Source organism: Corallococcus sp. AB038B (assembly GCF_003668955.1).
Lineage (GTDB): Bacteria > Myxococcota > Myxococcia > Myxococcales > Myxococcaceae > Corallococcus > Corallococcus exiguus.
This window is the reverse complement of record NZ_RAWO01000007.1, coordinates 92,148-108,141: the sequence shown is the minus strand read 5'-3', so window position 1 is coordinate 108,141 and position 15,994 is coordinate 92,148. Positions and strand designations below refer to the sequence as shown.

12 protein-coding genes are annotated in these 15,994 nt (G+C 69.9%); 8 read left to right on the top strand and 4 right to left on the bottom strand.

Translation table 11 applies throughout. The annotated features are described in order from the left end of the window. Nucleotides 1-11 precede the first annotated feature (11 nt). Genes D7Y04_RS25840 through D7Y04_RS25825 form a run of 4 tightly spaced genes read left to right on the top strand, consistent with a single transcriptional unit; the run spans nt 12 to nt 3,965 of the window. Nucleotides 12-557: a hypothetical protein gene (locus D7Y04_RS25840; protein ID WP_121760996.1), complete on the top strand. Its 546-nt coding sequence runs from the start codon at nt 12-14 to the stop codon at nt 555-557. A gap of 23 nt (nt 558-580) precedes the next feature. Further along, the gene (locus D7Y04_RS25835; protein WP_147477195.1) at nt 581-2,308 is read left to right on the top strand and encodes a hypothetical protein; all 1,728 of its coding nucleotides are present in this window, start codon (nt 581-583) and stop codon (nt 2,306-2,308) included. An 11-nt stretch (nt 2,309-2,319) separates the two neighbouring features. Beyond that, on the top strand, nt 2,320-2,952 hold the full coding sequence (locus D7Y04_RS25830) for a hypothetical protein (protein WP_121760994.1): 633 nt from the start codon (nt 2,320-2,322) through the stop codon (nt 2,950-2,952). Further along, nucleotides 2,949-3,965 carry a hypothetical protein gene (locus D7Y04_RS25825; protein WP_121760993.1) on the top strand — a complete coding sequence of 339 codons (1,017 nt, stop codon included), beginning with the start codon at nt 2,949-2,951 and terminating at the stop codon, nt 3,963-3,965. The genes D7Y04_RS25830 and D7Y04_RS25825 overlap by 4 nt, the downstream gene beginning before the upstream one ends. Here the strand turns inward: D7Y04_RS25825 and D7Y04_RS25820 are convergent. After that, nucleotides 3,962-6,532, bottom strand: coding sequence for a GAF domain-containing protein (locus tag D7Y04_RS25820; RefSeq protein WP_121760992.1), 2,571 nt, complete (start codon nt 6,530-6,532; stop codon nt 3,962-3,964). The genes D7Y04_RS25825 and D7Y04_RS25820 overlap by 4 nt on opposite strands. Nucleotides 6,533-6,714: 182 nt before the next feature. Here D7Y04_RS25820 and D7Y04_RS25815 point away from each other — a divergent pair, with 182 nt between their 5' ends. Both D7Y04_RS25815 and D7Y04_RS25810 read left to right on the top strand, forming a co-directional pair. Then, on the top strand, nt 6,715-8,712 hold the full coding sequence (locus tag D7Y04_RS25815) for a potassium transporter Kup (protein WP_370457230.1): 1,998 nt from the start codon (nt 6,715-6,717) through the stop codon (nt 8,710-8,712). A 401-nt stretch (nt 8,713-9,113) separates the two neighbouring features. Next, a complete protein-coding gene (locus tag D7Y04_RS25810; RefSeq protein ID WP_120595822.1) occupies nt 9,114-10,130 on the top strand; it encodes a hypothetical protein in 1,017 nt (338 codons plus the stop codon). Between the two features lie 64 nt (nt 10,131-10,194). Here D7Y04_RS25810 and D7Y04_RS25805 read toward each other — a convergent pair whose 3' ends face one another. Then, a complete protein-coding gene (locus tag D7Y04_RS25805; protein WP_120575540.1) occupies nt 10,195-10,776 on the bottom strand; it encodes a DUF2378 family protein in 582 nt (193 codons plus the stop codon). A 174-nt stretch (nt 10,777-10,950) separates the two neighbouring features. Further along, nucleotides 10,951-11,688 carry a metallophosphoesterase gene (locus D7Y04_RS25800; protein WP_120595823.1) on the bottom strand — a complete coding sequence of 246 codons (738 nt, stop codon included), beginning with the start codon at nt 11,686-11,688 and terminating at the stop codon, nt 10,951-10,953. Nucleotides 11,689-12,083: 395 nt separating this feature from the next. Between D7Y04_RS25800 and D7Y04_RS25795 the strand changes: the two genes are divergently transcribed. Both D7Y04_RS25795 and D7Y04_RS25790 read left to right on the top strand, forming a co-directional pair. After that, nucleotides 12,084-13,694 (top strand): N-acetylmuramoyl-L-alanine amidase, encoded by a 1,611-nt coding sequence (locus D7Y04_RS25795; protein ID WP_121760991.1) that lies wholly within the window; start codon nt 12,084-12,086, stop codon nt 13,692-13,694. 76 nt (nt 13,695-13,770) lie between these two features. Then, nucleotides 13,771-14,817 carry a PD40 domain-containing protein gene (locus D7Y04_RS25790; RefSeq protein WP_199749731.1) on the top strand — a complete coding sequence of 349 codons (1,047 nt, stop codon included), beginning with the start codon at nt 13,771-13,773 and terminating at the stop codon, nt 14,815-14,817. On the opposite strand, the gene D7Y04_RS25785 is transcribed toward D7Y04_RS25790, so the two are convergent. Further along, on the bottom strand, nt 14,814-15,986 hold the full coding sequence (locus D7Y04_RS25785; protein WP_199749727.1) for a Fic family protein: 1,173 nt from the start codon (nt 15,984-15,986) through the stop codon (nt 14,814-14,816). The two genes, D7Y04_RS25790 and D7Y04_RS25785, sit on opposite strands and share 4 nt — an antisense overlap. Nucleotides 15,987-15,994 lie beyond the last annotated feature (8 nt).

Genomic DNA, 15,994 nt, shown 5'->3' with positions numbered 1-15,994 from the left:
GAGTCCTATCCATGAAGCGAGACAGACAGTCATTGCGTCGGGGTGTGGGAGTGTTGGCGGTACTCGCGGGTGTGGGCGGAGCGTGGGCGTCCTCGGAGCAGGACCAGATTGCCTTCAGCGTGGCGCGGACGCAGTTCAACCTGCGGATGACGCCGGACAACGTCACGGGCCCCGAGTTCCAGGTGTCCCGTCTCCCAGGCGAGCTGCGAGGCCGCGTGGCGGACGCCCCGGTGACGCTGAGGCTGGAGGACGAGAAGGTGAAGGGCAACATCGGGACCTCGGTGGTGAACCTGGAAGTGAAGAAGGACGGCGACACGGTGAAGGCGAAGGGCGGCTTCTACGGGCGCCCCGTCAACCTGACGCTGTCGCCGCAGGAGTTGACGGTGTACGTGCGCGATTGCACATACCGGCTGAAGGCGAAGGAGGAGGGCCGCACCTACGAAGGGAAGCGCAGCTGCGACCGTTCGTTCATGCCGCCCACGGTCATCACGCTGCCGGACGCCTTCCTCGCGGCCTCGCCCGCGGAGCAGGCGTCGCTGCTGCTCCTGGCGCTGTAGTTTCCCCATAGGCTCGGGACGCGATGACGCGTTCCGTTTCCCGTGGAGAGGGGGCCTGGCACCGGATGCCGCCGGTGCTGGGACTCTTGTGTGTATTCGCGCTGGCCGCGTGCGCGAGCGATGGCTCCTTCGAGCGGGAGTCGTTCGAAGCCGCGACGGGTGACGACACCCCGGCCGAGCGCGCGGGCCTCGGATTCACGCGAGAGGGGGCGTTGGAGCGTGCCGGGCCCGTGGGAGATGAGCGCGCCCGGCAGGCGGAAGCGGCCCGGGTGGTGCGTGAACTCTGGGAGGTCGCGGGTGCGCGCGGAGTTCCGGGCGAGGCGTGGACCTTCGACTACCAGGTGCACGACGGCGCGCTGACGTTGGTGTCCTTCCGGCGCACGGCGACGGGCCAGGGTGCCGGTGCGGCCGTGGAGTGGAGCGGGTTCTCCCGCGAGCTGACGCGGAGCCTGTCCACGCTGGTGGGCGTGAAGCCGCGCCGCCTGCGCTTCACGCTGGAGCGCGGGTCGGAGCGCTGGCGCTTCGACCTGGAGACGGTCCGTGGCCCGGTCGCGGTCCACGCGCGAACGGTGCCCGAGTCCCTGCCGGGAGCATCTGAGCCCCTGGTGTCGGATGCGCTGACCGTGGCCCGGCAGTTGCTGCCCGCGTCTCGCGTGCCCTGGGAGGGCCGGGTGCATGAGAGGGCAAGACTCCAGTTCGAAGGACTGCGATTGAAGCCGGAAGTAGAGCTGGGCGTGTTCGAGGTCCAGGAAGGCTCAGGCCGCCGGAGCGCGCCCGGGAGCGCTGACTTGCGCATGCCGGTGGTGCAGGCGCTGTTGCCCTTCTCGAGCGCGGTGGGAAGCCGCACGGTCGAAGTGGAGCTGGAGGGACGGCACGTGCGCGGTGAATCCGAGCCACGCTGGCGGGTGGTGGCGGCGACGACGCTAGAACCCGCCGCGCCTCCTGAGGAGATGCAGGACATCGCCAGGGAGTACCGGGCGATGCAGGAGGAGATCCTCCGGCACTGGCGTGAGGAGGTGAAAGACAGTGCGCGCCTCGCGGGCGTATGGTCCTTCGAGCAGCTCGCGTACTGGTACGTGGGAGGCTTCATCGCGAAGGGCGCGCTCGGAGCGATGGAGGCAGTCGCACCCACGGTGGTCTCGGTGCTGGGGAGGGGCGGGGCGAAGGCCGCGCAGTGGTTCCGCACGGTGTTGATCCGCACGCCGCCTGCCGAGCGCGAAGCCCTCCAGCGCATCTGGATGAAGGTGGAGGCAGAGGGCCTGATGGCACTCAAGGCTGGGGAGCAGGCCGAGCTTCGGCACATCCTGGCTCGGGTGGAAAAGGCCCTGCATGAACCACTCGACCGGCAGGCGAAGAAGCGGCTCCGGCAATGGGCGCGGCGTGAGTACTTCGACACCGTGAACCCCCGGCTCGCTCGGGAGTTGGGACCCTTGAGGATGGAGGAGTATGAAATCCACCACCGCATCCCCTTGGAGTATGCGCGCCTGTTTCCGCGCATGGACATCAACCAGGGCACGAACCTGGTCGCTGTCGAGCGCACGGTGCACCGGAGCATCAACAGGGTCTGGGAGTCCGTGGGGCAGCAAGCCCAGCGACTGGACAACAGACAAGTGGAAGCGCTCTCCCAGGTGATCGATCAGCAATATGGTTCGTGGTTCCATCGCGTCCACGTTCCAGCGGAATCCGCTTCCGCGCTCGCGACCGCGGAGCAGAATGCGCTCCGTGCGGTGAAGGGACTGCTGGCGCGGTGAAGGGAGCGTGGATGGAGTCCTCACTCAAGGGCCTTGAGCGGTTGATGGCACGGTGCCGCGAACAGCGGCTGCCGTTGCGGCTGGGGAGTGCGTCCACGGAAGACTCGACGGGCCAGGAGCTGTTCCCGGGGCAACCCCTGGACCCCCTGCTCGCAGCCGTCTTCAGGCGGGTAGGGGACGCGCGTCTGGCGGAGCTCGTCCTCTACGCCCCGGAAGGAGCGCACGGATTGGAGGCCATCAACAGGACGCTCCGGGAGCAGGGAGCGGCTCCTTTCCCTTCGTGTCTCGTGTTTGGTCAGGCCCCCAGCCTGGCGTATCGGTTCGCGCTCGTGCCCGGGCTGGCGGACTCGCAGGGGCTGCAACCCGTGGTCTTCATTGATGACCACATCGAGAAGGAAGTCCTGCCGGTCGCATCGAATCTCGACCGTTTCTTCGATGCCTATGCCCGAAGCATCGAGAGCGTCGCGATGGGGACAACGCCCTCGCCGGACGCATGGGATGACATGGACTTCCCGCGCTTCGAACCCGAACGCGTCGCGCAGGACACGGCCCTCGTGGAGATGATGCGCGCGGGTCGCTTCGACGGACTCGTGACCCGGGACGAGGAGAGTCAGCGGTGGATGCAACAGGTGCTCGACCTGTGACTCCGCGCAAGCTCAGCCTCCTCATCGCCGTCACCGCGCTCGTGACCGCCGTGGGCACGGGCGTGTGGCTCGCGTGGCCCGGACCGGACCTCACCGCTCAGGCGGACCTGTCGGACGACCCCGTCCGCCTGCACCTCGAATCCAGCGACACCGCGGACAGTGAAGGGAGCGAACCTCCGGACGTCGTCGTGCTGAGCAATGGCATCCGGCTCACCAACATCCCGTCCAACTGCCACGCGGACACCCGGGGCTCCCTCGCCTGCGAGGACCGCTGCAACGCGGACGACGCGTGCCCCGCCGACACCGTGTGCGCGCATCACCCGGACTTCGGCTTCCGCGAATGCCAGCCCCTGCACCGCTTCTGCGACGACGCGTCGGACTGCACCTCGTCCGACACCTGCCACCCCATGGACACGTCCGCCTCGGGCCAGGTCCTCCGGCGCTGCGTGCCACAGGGAACGCTGCGCGCGGGAGAACGCTGCACCGGGTACTCACGGGAGCTGGAGAGCCGCTGCGCTCCAGGGCTCCTCTGCGTCCATGAGTTCTGCGGCCCGCCGTGCAGCGTCCACGACGCAAACGCCTGCGTCACCGGCACCGAGTGCGCCCCCAATCCCTACCGCGTCCGCGGCGCCTGCGTCCCCAGCTGCCGCGACCGCGCCTGTCCGCAAGGCGAACGCTGCGAGACGGACTACGCGGGCGAAGTCCCCACCTGCCGCCCCTTCGTGGGCCCTGCCTGCCTGGACGCCGCGCCCTGCGCCGCGAACCAGGACTGCCTGCGCGGCTTCGCCGAACCCACCCTCGAAACCGGGGCCTTCGAGTGCCGCACCCGCTGTGACGACAAGGCCCCTTGTGCGAAGGGCCTCACCTGCGACGAGACCAGCGGCTACTGCTTCCAGCCCTGCACTCAAGACACAGACTGCCCCACCCCCGAGCGCTGCCACGTCCTCCACCGCCGCGAGTCCCAGCGCGGCTGCGGCTTCATCGCGGAGGGGCTCCCCGCCTTCCACCGCTAGCCACGCGGCAGCTCCACGATGAACGTGGAGCCCTCGCCCAGCACGCTCTCCACCTCGATGTGGCCGCCCATCGCCTCGACAATCTGGCGGGCGATCCACAACCCCAGCCCGAAGCCGCCGTAGTTGCGCTCGGACACCGCGCGCTCGAAGCGGTGGAACAGGCGCGGCAGGTGCTCCTTCGCGATGCCGATGCCGCCGTCCTTCACGCGCAGCCGCGCCCGGTTGGCCTCCACCTCCAGTGACACGTGCACCGGGTTGCCCCGCCCGTACTTCAGCGCGTTGGAGAACAGGTTGGTGAAGACCTGGTCCAACCGCAGCCGGTCCCACTGCCCCAGTACCTCCGGCGCGAGCACCAGCTCCAGCGGCGTGCCCGAGCGCGCGTACTCCTGCTCGAAGCGCTCGGCCACCTCCCGCACCAGCGCCCCCATCTCCAGGGGCTCCAGCACCAGCTCCAGCTTCCCCGCGCTCAACCGGGACACGTCCAGCAGGTCGTTCACCAGCAGCGTCTGCCGCTTCACCTGCCGGTCCACCCGCTCCAGGCCGCGCTTGAGCCGCTCCGGGTCGAAGGCCGCCCCCGACCGATTCAGTCCCGCCAGCAGGCTCTGCACCTGGAGCTGCAGCGCGCTGATGGGCGTCTTCAACTCATGGCTCGCGATGGACAGGAACTCCTCGCGCAGGCGGATGGCCTGACGCGCGTCCCGGTAGAGGCTCGCGTTGTCCAGCGCCAGAGCCGCCCGCCGCGCCAATTCCTGCGCCAGCGCCAGGTCCTGCGCGTCGTACGCCCCCTTCGACGTGACGAACGTCAGCGCCCCCAGCGTGTGCCCGCGCACCCGCAGCGGCACGCACAGGTACGCGCACGTCCCGCCCGCCCGCGCGTACGACGGGTCCCCCTCCGACAGCCCCGAGCGCGACTCCGGCCTCCCGGACTGGATGACCCGCGCCACCACCGCGAGCCCCGGGGGCGGCACGTCACCGTCCCCGACGCCGGCCGTGGCCACGCAGCGCACGCCGCCGGACTCGTCCTCCAGGAACACGCCGCAGGCCTCCGCGTACTGCGGCACCGCCAGGTGCGCCACGCGCTCCAGCGTCTCCTCCTCCTCCAGGCTCCCCGCCAGCACGCCGCCGGCCTCCGCGAGGAAGCGCTGCGCCGCCTCGCCGCGCTGGCGCTCGGTGATGTCCACCATCACGCTCAGGCACTGCGGCGGGCCGCTCGCCGGGTGCACGCGCCCCGTCCACATGGCCACCTGCACCGCGCCACCGTCGCGCCGCCGCGCCGCCAGAGGTGCGCCGTCCAGCACCGTGCCTCGCGTGGCGCGCTCCAGCCCGTGGCGGAACGCCTCCCAGTGCTCAGGCGGAACGGCAGGCAACACCTTCCCCAGCACCTCCTCCGCCGTCCACCCCAGCATCCGCTCCGCGGCCGGATTCCACAGCCGCACCGTGCCGTCCGGATCCAACAGCATGATGGCCGTGGGGCTCGCCTGGATGATGGCCTCCAGCGTCCCGTGCGCCTCGCGCAGCGCCGCCCGAGCCCGCTGCTCCCGCTCCAACAGCCGAGCCCGCGCCAACGCCTGCGCCGCGTGGTGCGCCACCAGTTGGAGGAAGGCCCGCTCGTCGTCGTCGAACCCGTGCGGCAGGCCGAAGGTGAACACCAGGGCCCCCAGCGCCCGCCCGTCCACCACCAGCGGCAGACACGCGGACGAGTTCGCCGGCCGCTCCGCCCCGGACAGCGCGTCCTCCGCCGTCAGCCACACCGGCCGCGACTCGCGCAGCACCCGCGCCACCGGCGAGTCCTCCTCCAGGGACATCCGCTTCAGCCGCTCCGCCGCGTCCGGCGTGCAGCCCGCGCAGCGCAGGAGCGAGGCGCTCATCGCGTCCGGCGCCACGCCCCACAGCGCCCCGGCCTTCGCGTCCGCCACCGCCAGCCCCTGCTCCAGCACCACCTCCGCCACGCGCGCCGCGGTGAGCGCCTCCGACAGCTCCGCGGTGACGTGCTGCAGCCGCGCGAGCCTTCCCGCCGCCACCTCCGCCGCCTGTCGCGCCTGCCGCTCGGACGCGTAAGCTCGCGCCACGTCCAGCGCCAGCGCCGCCCGGTCCGCCAGCTCCTGGAGCAGCAGCTGCTCTCCCGACTCGAACGACGCCGGCTCCGGCGCCTCCCGCCACACCGTCAGCGTCCCCAGCGCGCGTCCCCGGGCCCGCAGCGGCAGCACCAGCACCGCCTCCACCCCCTGCGCCACGCCCGTGTCCAGCACCTCCGCCGCCACGCCCTCGTCCGCGCGCACCCGCTGGGTGAACAGCGCCTGCAGCCGCACGCGCGCCTCCGGCACCGCCGCCGCCGATGCCACCGTGCGCAGCCACAACCCGTCCTCCGACAACAGCCGCAGCGCGCACGCGGAGCCCAGCACGGGCACCACCAACCCGCACAGCCGCTCCATCACCGCCGGGGGCTCCAGCGACGCGTCCGCCAGCACCCGCGAGGCCTCCGCCAGCAGCGCCAGCCGCTCTTCAATCTCCGGAAGCCGCGCCCCGTACTGCCGCGCCTCCCCCAGCCTGGTTGCGACCATCGTCATGCCACGTCCCCCCGTTGCACCCGCCATGGGAGCACGCCCTCGCTCGCGGCGCTCTGCGTCCCAGGTCCCGCCATCCCTGACTTCTGCGGATGCTCGACACCCACCCCCCGGAAGCGTTGGTGACGGGCACCTGTCTCGTTCCGGGGCCCGGCACCCCCGAGGGCAGGGCGCCCAAGGCGCACATGGGAGCACCTGGAGCGGTTGGAAACCAAAGGAGCGGCAAGGCGCCGGTTGCTCCGGGCCCGCGTTCGGCTAAAGCGGGGGCCGTGAACGCACCCTCGGAATCACCGGCCGCCCCTTCGGAGGGGCCGGAATCTCCCAAACGCATCGCGATGCTCGCCCTGAGCGCGCTGGGCATCGTCTACGGAGACATCGGAACCAGTCCGCTCTACGCGCTGCGCGAATGCTTCACCGGAGCGCACGGCGTCACGCCGACGCCGGCCAACGTCCTGGGCGTGCTGTCGCTCATCGTGTGGTCGCTCATCATCGTCGTGTCGGTGAAGTACATCATCTTCGTGATGCGCGCGGACAACCGGGGCGAGGGCGGCATCCTCGCGCTGATGGCGCTGGCCATGCACCGGCCCCGGGGCCAGTCACACCGCGCGCGGCCCGTGCTCATCACCCTGGGCCTCTTCGGCGCGGCGCTCATCTACGGTGACGGCGTCATCACCCCGGCCATCTCCGTGATGAGCGCGGTGGAGGGCCTGAGCGTGGCCACCCCCGTCTTCCAGCCGTACGTGATTCCTATCTCGCTCGTCATCCTGCTGCTGCTGTTCATGGTGCAGCGCAAGGGCACGGCGGGCATCGGCACGGTGTTCGGCCCCTTGATGACCGTGTGGTTCCTGGTGCTGGCGGTGCTGGGCGTGAAGGAGTTGCTGCACAACCCCGCGGTGCTCTGGTCGCTGTCGCCCGTGCACGGCGTGCAGTTCTTCATGGACAACGGGTGGCACGGCTTCCTGGTGCTGGGCGCCGTCATCCTGGTGGTGACGGGCGGCGAGGCGCTCTACGCGGACATGGGCCACTTCGGCGCGGGGCCCATCCGTCGGGCCTGGTTCCTGCTGGTGCTGCCGTCGCTGGTGCTCAACTACCTGGGCCAGGGCGCGCTGCTCCTGCGCCACGCGGAGGCCGCCCGAAACCCCTTCTTCCTCCTGGCCCCGGACTGGGCCCTGTACCCGCTCGTGGCCCTGTCCACCGCCGCGGCCGTCATCGCGTCGCAGGCCCTCATCTCCGGCTCCTTCTCCACCACCCGGCAGGCCATGCAGCTGGGCTACTGCCCGCGCATGGAGGTGGTGCACACGTCCGCGGAGGAGATGGGGCAAATCTATCTGCCCGGCGTCAACGGGGCGCTGCTGGTGGGCGTCATCGCGCTGGTGCTGGGCTTCGGCTCCTCCAGCCGGCTGGCGGCCGCGTACGGCATCGCGGTGACGACGACCATGGGCATCACCACCGTGCTGGCCTACGTGGTGGCCCGGGAGCGCTGGGGCGTCCGCCGCTCCGTGGCCCTGCCCATCGCCAGCCTCTTCATGGTGGTGGACCTGGCCTTCTTCGGCGCCAACGCGGCGAAGATTGCCGACGGCGGCTGGTTCCCGCTGCTGCTCGCGGTCTGCATCTTCACGATGATGACCACCTGGAAGCGCGGCCGGGACATCCTCGCCGGCAAGCTGCGCGCGGCCAGCCTGGGCCTCAAGGACCTGTTGGGCAGCTTCGGGGACCACCCGCCCCTGCGCGTGCCCGGCACCGCCATCTTCATGACGGGCAACCCGGAAGGCACCCCGCCCGCGCTCCTGCACAACCTGAAGCACAACAAGATCCTGCATGAGCAGGTGGTGCTGCTCACCATCATCTCCGAGGAGATTCCCCACGTGGTGGCCCAGGAGCGCGTGGAGGTGGAGCCCCTGGAGCAGGGCTTCGTGCGCGTCGTGGCCCGCTACGGCTTCATGGAGAACCCCAGCATCCCGGACATCCTCAAGCGCTGCCGGGAGAAGGGCCTCCAGTTCCAGCTCATGGGCACCAGCTTCTTCCTGGGCCGCGAAACGCTCATCCCCACCAAGAAGCCCGGGATGGCCGTCTGGCGCGAGGCCCTCTTCACCTGGATGAGCCGCAACGCCCGCAGCGCCACCGCCTACTTCCGGATTCCACCCAACCGCGTGGTGGAGCTGGGCAGTCAGGTGGAGTTGTAACCAAAAGCGTTGCCGCACCCGGACTTCACCCCAGGAGTAGAATTTCTACTCGGGCGGTGTTGCACGTGTTTTACGGGGCTTGAGGTTTATTCCGCCTCGTAAACCCCTGAAAAGACATGAGTAGGGTTCTCAGGGGAGGGGTCGTTCAGACCCAGTGGTGTCAGGAACTGGCTGCCACTCGGCCCTTTACGCAGGGGCTTGCCTGCTTCAGATTGCACCGCCCCCGCCCGTTTTTTTCCGGTTCATATAGAAAAATACGGTAGGGCAGCAACACTTTCGTCGATGAATCGAGAATCTTTTCGCGGGGCAGAGAAAAATACTGTCCCAGCGCAATAGAACTTGGTTACCCTACGGCCAGGTGTCCCCCGACACCCGGCGTCTGAAACGAGGTCAGCCCTTCCATGCTCCAGGCCATCTCCCCCGCCCCCGTGTCGTCCCCGGCCGTCTCTCCGGTGAAGTCCGTCATGTCGTGGATGGCCGAGCCCCGGATGCCGCTGTCGGAGGCGGCGCCGTACACGGTGCTGAGCGCGCAGGAGCTGTACCCGCGCATCTGCGTGCGTGATCCGTACTTCGCGCTGAAGGACGTGACGGTGCTGCCGGGTGAGGTGGTGGCGCGCGTGCCGGTGCAGATGGCGTCGGACGCGGAGGCGATGCCGCTGGGCCTGGGCGAGGCGGGCCGGCACCTGGCCATCCTGGGCTCGTGCGGCGCGGCGCTGGTGGCGCCCAAGGACGGGCAGCACTTCTACCTGGCGAGCGCGGCGCGCGGTCAGTGGCTGCAGCCGGCCCCGCAGGAGCGCGCCACGGACATGCTCTGGGCGCTGGCGCAGGCGGAGTACACCGGCAAGCGCACCTGCACGGCGCGCACGCTGCTGTCCTCGTCGGACGGCACGCCGCTGTTCAAGCTGGAGGTGGACTACAACGTGCTGTCCGCCGCCGCCTTCACCCGCCTGTTCGGCGAGGCGCGCCAGGAGATGCGCCGCGAGCCGCGTCCCTCGGACACCGTGCAGCGCACCCCGGAGGAGTGGGCGAAGCTGCGGCAGAACCCGTACAGCAAGCCGTTGGATCTCCAGGACTTCGGCATGGAGGGCGACATCATGCGCTCGTCGCTCGTCGTCACCCCGGAGCTGTGCAAGGGCCACTTCGCCATGCACCCGGTGATGCCGGTGGCGGTCGTCGCGGGCGGCATGACGCGCATGGCGACCACGCTGGGCCGTTCGCTGGAGCGCGCGCCCGGCGCCCGCTTCGTGGCCAAGGACGTGAAGCTGTCCGCGGACAGCCTGGCCTACGCGGGCCAGACGGTGGTGTTCGGCGCGCACCGCACCCGCGTGCGCGGCGCGGACCACACCTTCGCCTGCTGGGCGTCCGTGGGCGAGCGCGTGGTGGCGCAGCTGGACGTGACCTACACCCGCGTCGACTGAAGCTCCCGGAAGTCCGCTTGAAGCGCACCCGAAGCGCTGTCGACGCGCGGCCCCGCGTCCCGCTTCAGGCCCACTCGATGTCGTAGTCCACGCGGTCGATGCCCTGCGGCTTCGCGGTGGCCTTACCCGTCAGTCCCAACACCTTGAGCGAACCGGTGAGGATGCCCACGTGGTACGCGGGCGGCATCATGTCCCGGCGCATGCGCAGGGTGCCGGACTTGGGGCCCGTCGTGAGGTACTCGCGGTTGCCGTAGGACACCGCCGCGCTGTACGCCATCTGCGCGCCCGCGAAGAGCTTCTGGGGGTCGCCCCGGGAGATGATGCCGAACACCAGCATCCCCGGCCCGGTGGAGTAGCGGGTGATGCTCACCTCGCCGCACGCGTGGAACACCGCGTCCTGGGCGCCGAGCGCGCTCTCCAGCACGTCCGCCGCGCTGTACAGCAGCGTGAGGAACTCCCGCGCCGGGTATGAGCGCAGCTCCGCGTAGTCGTGGTTCAACTCCCCCACGCGCAGCTTCTCCATGCCGATGGCGCCCGAGTGCTGCTGCACCAGGCCGAAGACGGACTTGAAGATGAGTCCACGGATGGAGTCCCCCGACTGGAGGATGGCGATCCGGGCGGCGAGTTCGGCCTTGTCCGACGGCATGACTTCCACTCCTTGGTTCACGAGCGAACCCGGGGCCAGCTTAACGGCCCCTTTTCACCTGTCGACAAAGCGCTTCACCGAGCGTCGCACCCGTCCCGACCTCCCATGTCCGGTGTCCGGGCCGACGCGGCAGGTTCCTTGGGGCTCCCGTGACTTCGGGCCCCGGGGAGGGCGTCAGCGCTCGTCCAGCAGCATCGGCGCGAAGCCGGCCGCGTCACAGGACGCGAGCACGTAGCGCACGCCCGCCCGTTCGCCGGTGAAGCCCGCGGGGATGCCGCTCGAGTGCAGGTGCCCGTACACGCACACCTTGGGGGCGAACGCTTCGATGGGGGCGCTGAAGGCGGTGGCCCGCTCGTTCGCGTACACGGGCGGGAAGTGCACCGCGATGATGCGGGTGAGCGGCGTGGGGGAGGCCGCCTCCTTCTTGAGCGCGTCGTCGATGGACGTATTGAGCCGGCGCGTCTCGCGCTCCACGTAGCCGGAATCCCCCTGCTCGTCGCCCATCTCCCCGCCCGGCATGGGCGGCGCTTCGGGCGCGGTCCACAGCCGCGTGCCGGCGATGACCCAAGGCCCCAGCACCACCGCGTTGTTGTGGAGGAAGCCCTCCAGCGTGCGGAACGGTTCCAGCAGCTTGCGCAGCTTGGACGCGGAGTCGCCCCACCAGTAGTCGTGGTTGCCGCGCACCAGCACCTTGCGCCCCGGCCGCGCGTCCAGCCACGCCAGGTCGTCCATCACCTCGTGGGCGCGAGTGGCCCAGGAGATGTCGCCCGCGACGATGACCGCGTCCTCCGGCCGCACCTGCTCGTCCCACGCGCGCTGCAAGGGCAGCGGGTGGTCCGTCCAGCCGAAGCGGTGCATGTCCTTCTGCCGGGTGGAGGGCAGGTGCGTGTCGCCAATACCGAAGAGCCGCATGATGGTGGCGTCATAGCGGATGCCCTGGCCCCATGTCGGCCCTTCCAGCGCGGCGCGCGCCCGGACGGCTTTCTGGCTCGGTCCGCCAAGGGTGCAAATAGTGATTAATACAAGAAATGATGTAACAAAACGTTACGTCACGGATGTCCTGAATTGCGGCAGTGCGGCATCCGTGTGCCATATCGGACTCCGCGTGAAATGGCGGGTCCTGGGATGTAGGTAATTCCGTGATTTCAGGTGCTTGAAGTCACAAGGAACTTCGAGCGCCGGGTGCGGGTGGAGCATGCATGCACCGGTCGAGGAAGAAAACTGGACGAATGTGACGGATGGAGGCGGCTGGCACGCACGGTGCTGTGAAGGCGTGGAGTTCCTCCCCCCGACTTTGGAGTCCCCTCATGTCAACCTTCCGCAATCCCTTCGCGGCGGCGGCCGTCGCCCTGGTGCTCTCCGCGTGCGGTCCCCAGGCGCAGCAGCCCTCCGAGGCCCCTCCGGCCGAGACGCCGTCGCAGCCCTCCACGGACACGGCGGGCAGCACGCTGCCGCGTGAGATGGACCCGTTGTTCGCGCAGGCCGCGCAGGAGTTCAACGTCCCGGCGGAGCTGCTCAAGGCGGTCTCCTACGCGGAGACGCGCTGGCAGATGGTGCGGGGCGAGGCGGAGTTCCCGGGTCAGCAGCCGGCGTTCGGCCTGATGGCGCTGCGCGGTGAGGACCTGGAGCAGGGCGCGGCGCTGGCGGGCGTGACGGCGGAGGAGGCGCGCACGGACGCGCTGTCCAACCTGCGCGCGGGCGCGGCGCGGCTGTCCCAGCTGGCCACGGACGCGAAGGTGGAGCGCGGGGACCTGGCCGCGTGGGCGCCGGTGGTGGCGCAGCTGAGCGGCATCACCAACCCGGAGGCGCAGGCGGAGCACGTGCACCGCGCCGTGTACGCGGTGATGAACGAGGGCGCGGTGGCGCTCAACCAGGACGGCTCGGTCGCCGTGTCGCTGGAGCCCGTGAAGGTGGAGGCGAAGTTCGAGCGTCCCCAGGTGCGTGCCATGGCGGCGGGCCCGGACTACGCGTCGTCCATCTGGCGCGCGGCGCCGTCGGGCAACTACAGCACGAGCCGGTCGCACAACCCGTTGATGATCATCATCCACACCTGTGAGGGCTCCTACGGCTCGTGCTGGAGCTGGCTCACCAACAGCGCCGCGGGCGTGAGCGCGCACTACGTGGTGAACGAGAGCGGCTCCGAAATCTCCCAGCTGGTGCGCGAGGCGCACCGGGCCTACCACATCGGCGCGAACTACGACTCGTCGCTCAACAGTGGCAAGGAGGCGTGGCTCAACGGCGTGCAGTCCAACAACTTCACCATCGGCATCGAGCACGGTGGCTACGCCAGCCAGACGTCCTTCCCGGCGGGGCAGATTGACGCGTCCGCGAAGCTGTCGTGCGACATCGCGCGCGACAACTCCATCGTGAAGGACAGCTACCACATCGTGGCGCACGGCAAGCTGCAGCCGGCGACGCGCACGGACCCGGGTCCCAACTGGCCGTGGTCCACGTACCTCAGCAAGGTGAACAGCTACTGCGGCACGACGACGCCGACGGGCGACATCATCATCGACAGCAACAGCGCCAACAACGACGCGTCCAAGGCGCGGTTCTCGCTGACGGGCGCGTGGTCGGACGGCTACAGCGCCGGCTACTACGGCAGCGGCTACTACTACGCGACCACGGAGGCCATCTCCGCGCCGGCCACGTTCGAGTTCTACCTGCCCACCGCGCAGACGCGCACCATCTCCGCCTGGTGGGTGGCGGGCACGAACCGCTCCACCACGGCGCCGTTCATCTCCTACAACGCGGCGGGCGCCGAGGTCGGCCGCGTGTCCGTCAACCAGCAGGCCAACGGCGGCAAGTGGGTGACGCTGGGCACGTACAGCTTCACGGCCGGCTGGAACAAGGTGCAGCTGAGCCGCTGGACGACCCCGGGCTACGTGGTCATGGCCGACGCCGTCCGGGTGCAGTGAGGTGATGCACGAGGGCCTCGAACGACGGAAGCGTTCCGGGCCCTCGCGGGCACGGTGGGGTTGGGCCGTGCTCGCCCTGCTGGGCGCCATGGGCTGTCAGGGCCGCTGCGGCGGCGCTGGTGGAGCCCCGGCGCCCGGCACGTTGTCGGAGGCGGAGCGGCGGGCCCTGCCGGGCACCATCGTCTTCCTCTCCGAAAGGGCGGGACAGAAGGACGTCTGGCGGGTGACGCCCGCCGGAGAAGAGACGCAGGTCACCTCCGCGCCGGAGGACGAGTACCCCGGCCCGCCGTCACCGGACGGCCGCACGCTGCTGGTGATTGCGTCGGGCGAGGCGAACGGGCGCGTCTTCCAGCAGCTGCGTCTGCAGCCGCTCGAGGGAGGCCGCCAGGTGGCGCTGCATCCGCCCCGGCCCCGCGCGCGCAACGCGAGCTGGGCGCCGGACGGCACGTGGCTGGTCGCGGAGTCGGACGCGCAGGGCTTCAGCGACGTGGTGCGCGTGCTGCCCGAGGCGAACGCGGTGGACACGCAACTGACGCACGTGAAGGAGGGCTGCTTCGAGCCCGCGGTGTCCCCGGACGGCACGGAGGTGGCGTGCGTGTGCAGCGGTGACGGGGACCCGGAGGTCTACGTCTTCCGAGCGGACGGCACGGGCGAGCCTCGCCGCATCACCACGTTCTACATGGAGGACCGGACGCCGCAGTGGAGCCCGGACGGCAAGTGGCTGCTGTTCGTGAGCAACCGCGAGCGCAAGGAGCGCGTGTACCTGGTGCGCGCGGACGGCGCGGACCTGCGCGCCCTGTCTGGAGAAGGCTTCGCGGGCGACGAGCGCGAGGCGGTCTTCAGCCCGGACGGCAAGCGCGTGGCGTACGTGGCCCGGCACCCGGACGGCAAGAGCCGCATCTGGATGGCGGACGTGGCGGGAGGCGCGCCGGTGGCGCTGACGGACGGACAGCACCGCGACGACATGCCGGCGTGGAGCCCGGACGGCAAGGCGCTGGTGTTCGTCTCCGAGCGCGACGGCGACACCGACCTGTACCTCATGCGCCCGGACGGCACCGGCCAGACGCGGCTCACCACGGCGAAGGGCGCGGACTGGCTGCCGCGCTGGTTCGTGCCGCGCTAATCACCGCTTCCCTGCAATGGAGTTGTCCCCTCGTTCAGGATTTCGAGGTAGCCGCGGTACGCGAAGACGCGGCCTCGCTTGCGCCCGGTGACCTCCTCCACGATGCCCAGTCGCTCCAGGTCCGCGAGCGCTGCGTTGACGGTGGGAGCGGTCAGCCCGGTCCGAGCGACGAGTTGGTTCGACGTCAGGTACGGCTGCGTCTGCAGCAACTCGTGCACACGGAGCGCTGAGCTGGTGCGCTCACTCTTGTTGTTGATGAGCTCCCGGTCCTGCTTGAAGCGCTCGGCGATTCTTGTCGCCGCGTCGAACGCCTGGTTCGCTGTCTTCTCGACGCCCTCCAGGAAGAATTCGAGCCAGGCCTCCCATGCGCCACGTTCGCGGACCTCCTGGATCAGCCGGTAGTAATCGGCCCGGTGCGTCTTCAGGTAGAGGCTCAGGTAGAGCAGGGGCTTCTTGAGCACGCCGTGGACGCACAGATAGAGCGTCACGAGGAGGCGCCCGATACGGCCATTGCCGTCGAGGAAGGGGTGGATGCTCTCGAACTGCACGTGCAGGAGCCCCGCCTTGAGGAGTGGCGGCAGCCGGGACTGCTCCTCGTGCATGAAGTTCTCGAATGCACCGAGGCAGCCGTCGAGCTCCGTCACTGGAGGCGGAACGTACAGCGCGTTTCCAGGCCGCGTTCCTCCGATCCAGTTCTGCGAGCGACGGAACTCCCCCGGATCCATCGTGCCTCCGCGACCGCTTTGCAGCAGCCGCGCATGCATCTCGCGGATGAGCCGGAGCGAGAGTGGCAACTCCTTGAGCCGCTCGAGCCCGTACATCATCGCGTCGACGTAGTTGGAGACCTCTCGGACGTCGTCGATGGGCTGTCCTTCCTGGGCCCCGAGTTCGAACCGGAGCAGGTCGGAGAGCGTCGACTGCGTCCCTTCGATCTGCGAGGAGAGCACCGCCTCCTTCCGCACGTACATGTAGAGGAACAGTTCCTGGCTCGGCAGGAGCACCGTGATTCCATCAAGGCGGCCCAGCGCCCGGTCGGCTCGGCTAAGCCGGTCCAGCAGGCCCAGAACGTCGATGGAGGGGATTGGCGGCAGGGGCGGCGGGACGAACGACCGCACGCGCTCGCCGGCGACAGTGGTCTCCACGAACCGGCCCAGCCTCGAAGGTGCCATTGAGGCGT

Excerpts from the sequence above, each read along its gene's own strand:
- D7Y04_RS25840 (WP_121760996.1), top strand. The coding sequence starts at position 12 with ATGAAGCGAGACAGACAGTCATTGCGTCGGGGTGTGGGAGTGTTGGCG.
- D7Y04_RS25835 (WP_147477195.1), top strand. The coding sequence starts at position 581 with ATGACGCGTTCCGTTTCCCGTGGAGAGGGGGCCTGGCACCGGATGCCG.
- D7Y04_RS25830 (WP_121760994.1), top strand. The coding sequence starts at position 2,320 with ATGGAGTCCTCACTCAAGGGCCTTGAGCGGTTGATGGCACGGTGCCGC.
- D7Y04_RS25820 (WP_121760992.1), bottom strand. The coding sequence starts at position 6,532 with ATGACGATGGTCGCAACCAGGCTGGGGGAGGCGCGGCAGTACGGGGCG.
- D7Y04_RS25815 (WP_370457230.1), top strand. The coding sequence starts at position 6,715 with ATGGGAGCACCTGGAGCGGTTGGAAACCAAAGGAGCGGCAAGGCGCCG.
- D7Y04_RS25810 (WP_120595822.1), top strand. The coding sequence starts at position 9,114 with ATGCTCCAGGCCATCTCCCCCGCCCCCGTGTCGTCCCCGGCCGTCTCT.
- D7Y04_RS25805 (WP_120575540.1), bottom strand. The coding sequence starts at position 10,776 with ATGCCGTCGGACAAGGCCGAACTCGCCGCCCGGATCGCCATCCTCCAG.
- D7Y04_RS25800 (WP_120595823.1), bottom strand. The coding sequence starts at position 11,688 with ATGCGGCTCTTCGGTATTGGCGACACGCACCTGCCCTCCACCCGGCAG.
- D7Y04_RS25795 (WP_121760991.1), top strand. The coding sequence starts at position 12,084 with ATGTCAACCTTCCGCAATCCCTTCGCGGCGGCGGCCGTCGCCCTGGTG.
- D7Y04_RS25785 (WP_199749727.1), bottom strand. The coding sequence starts at position 15,986 with ATGGCACCTTCGAGGCTGGGCCGGTTCGTGGAGACCACTGTCGCCGGC.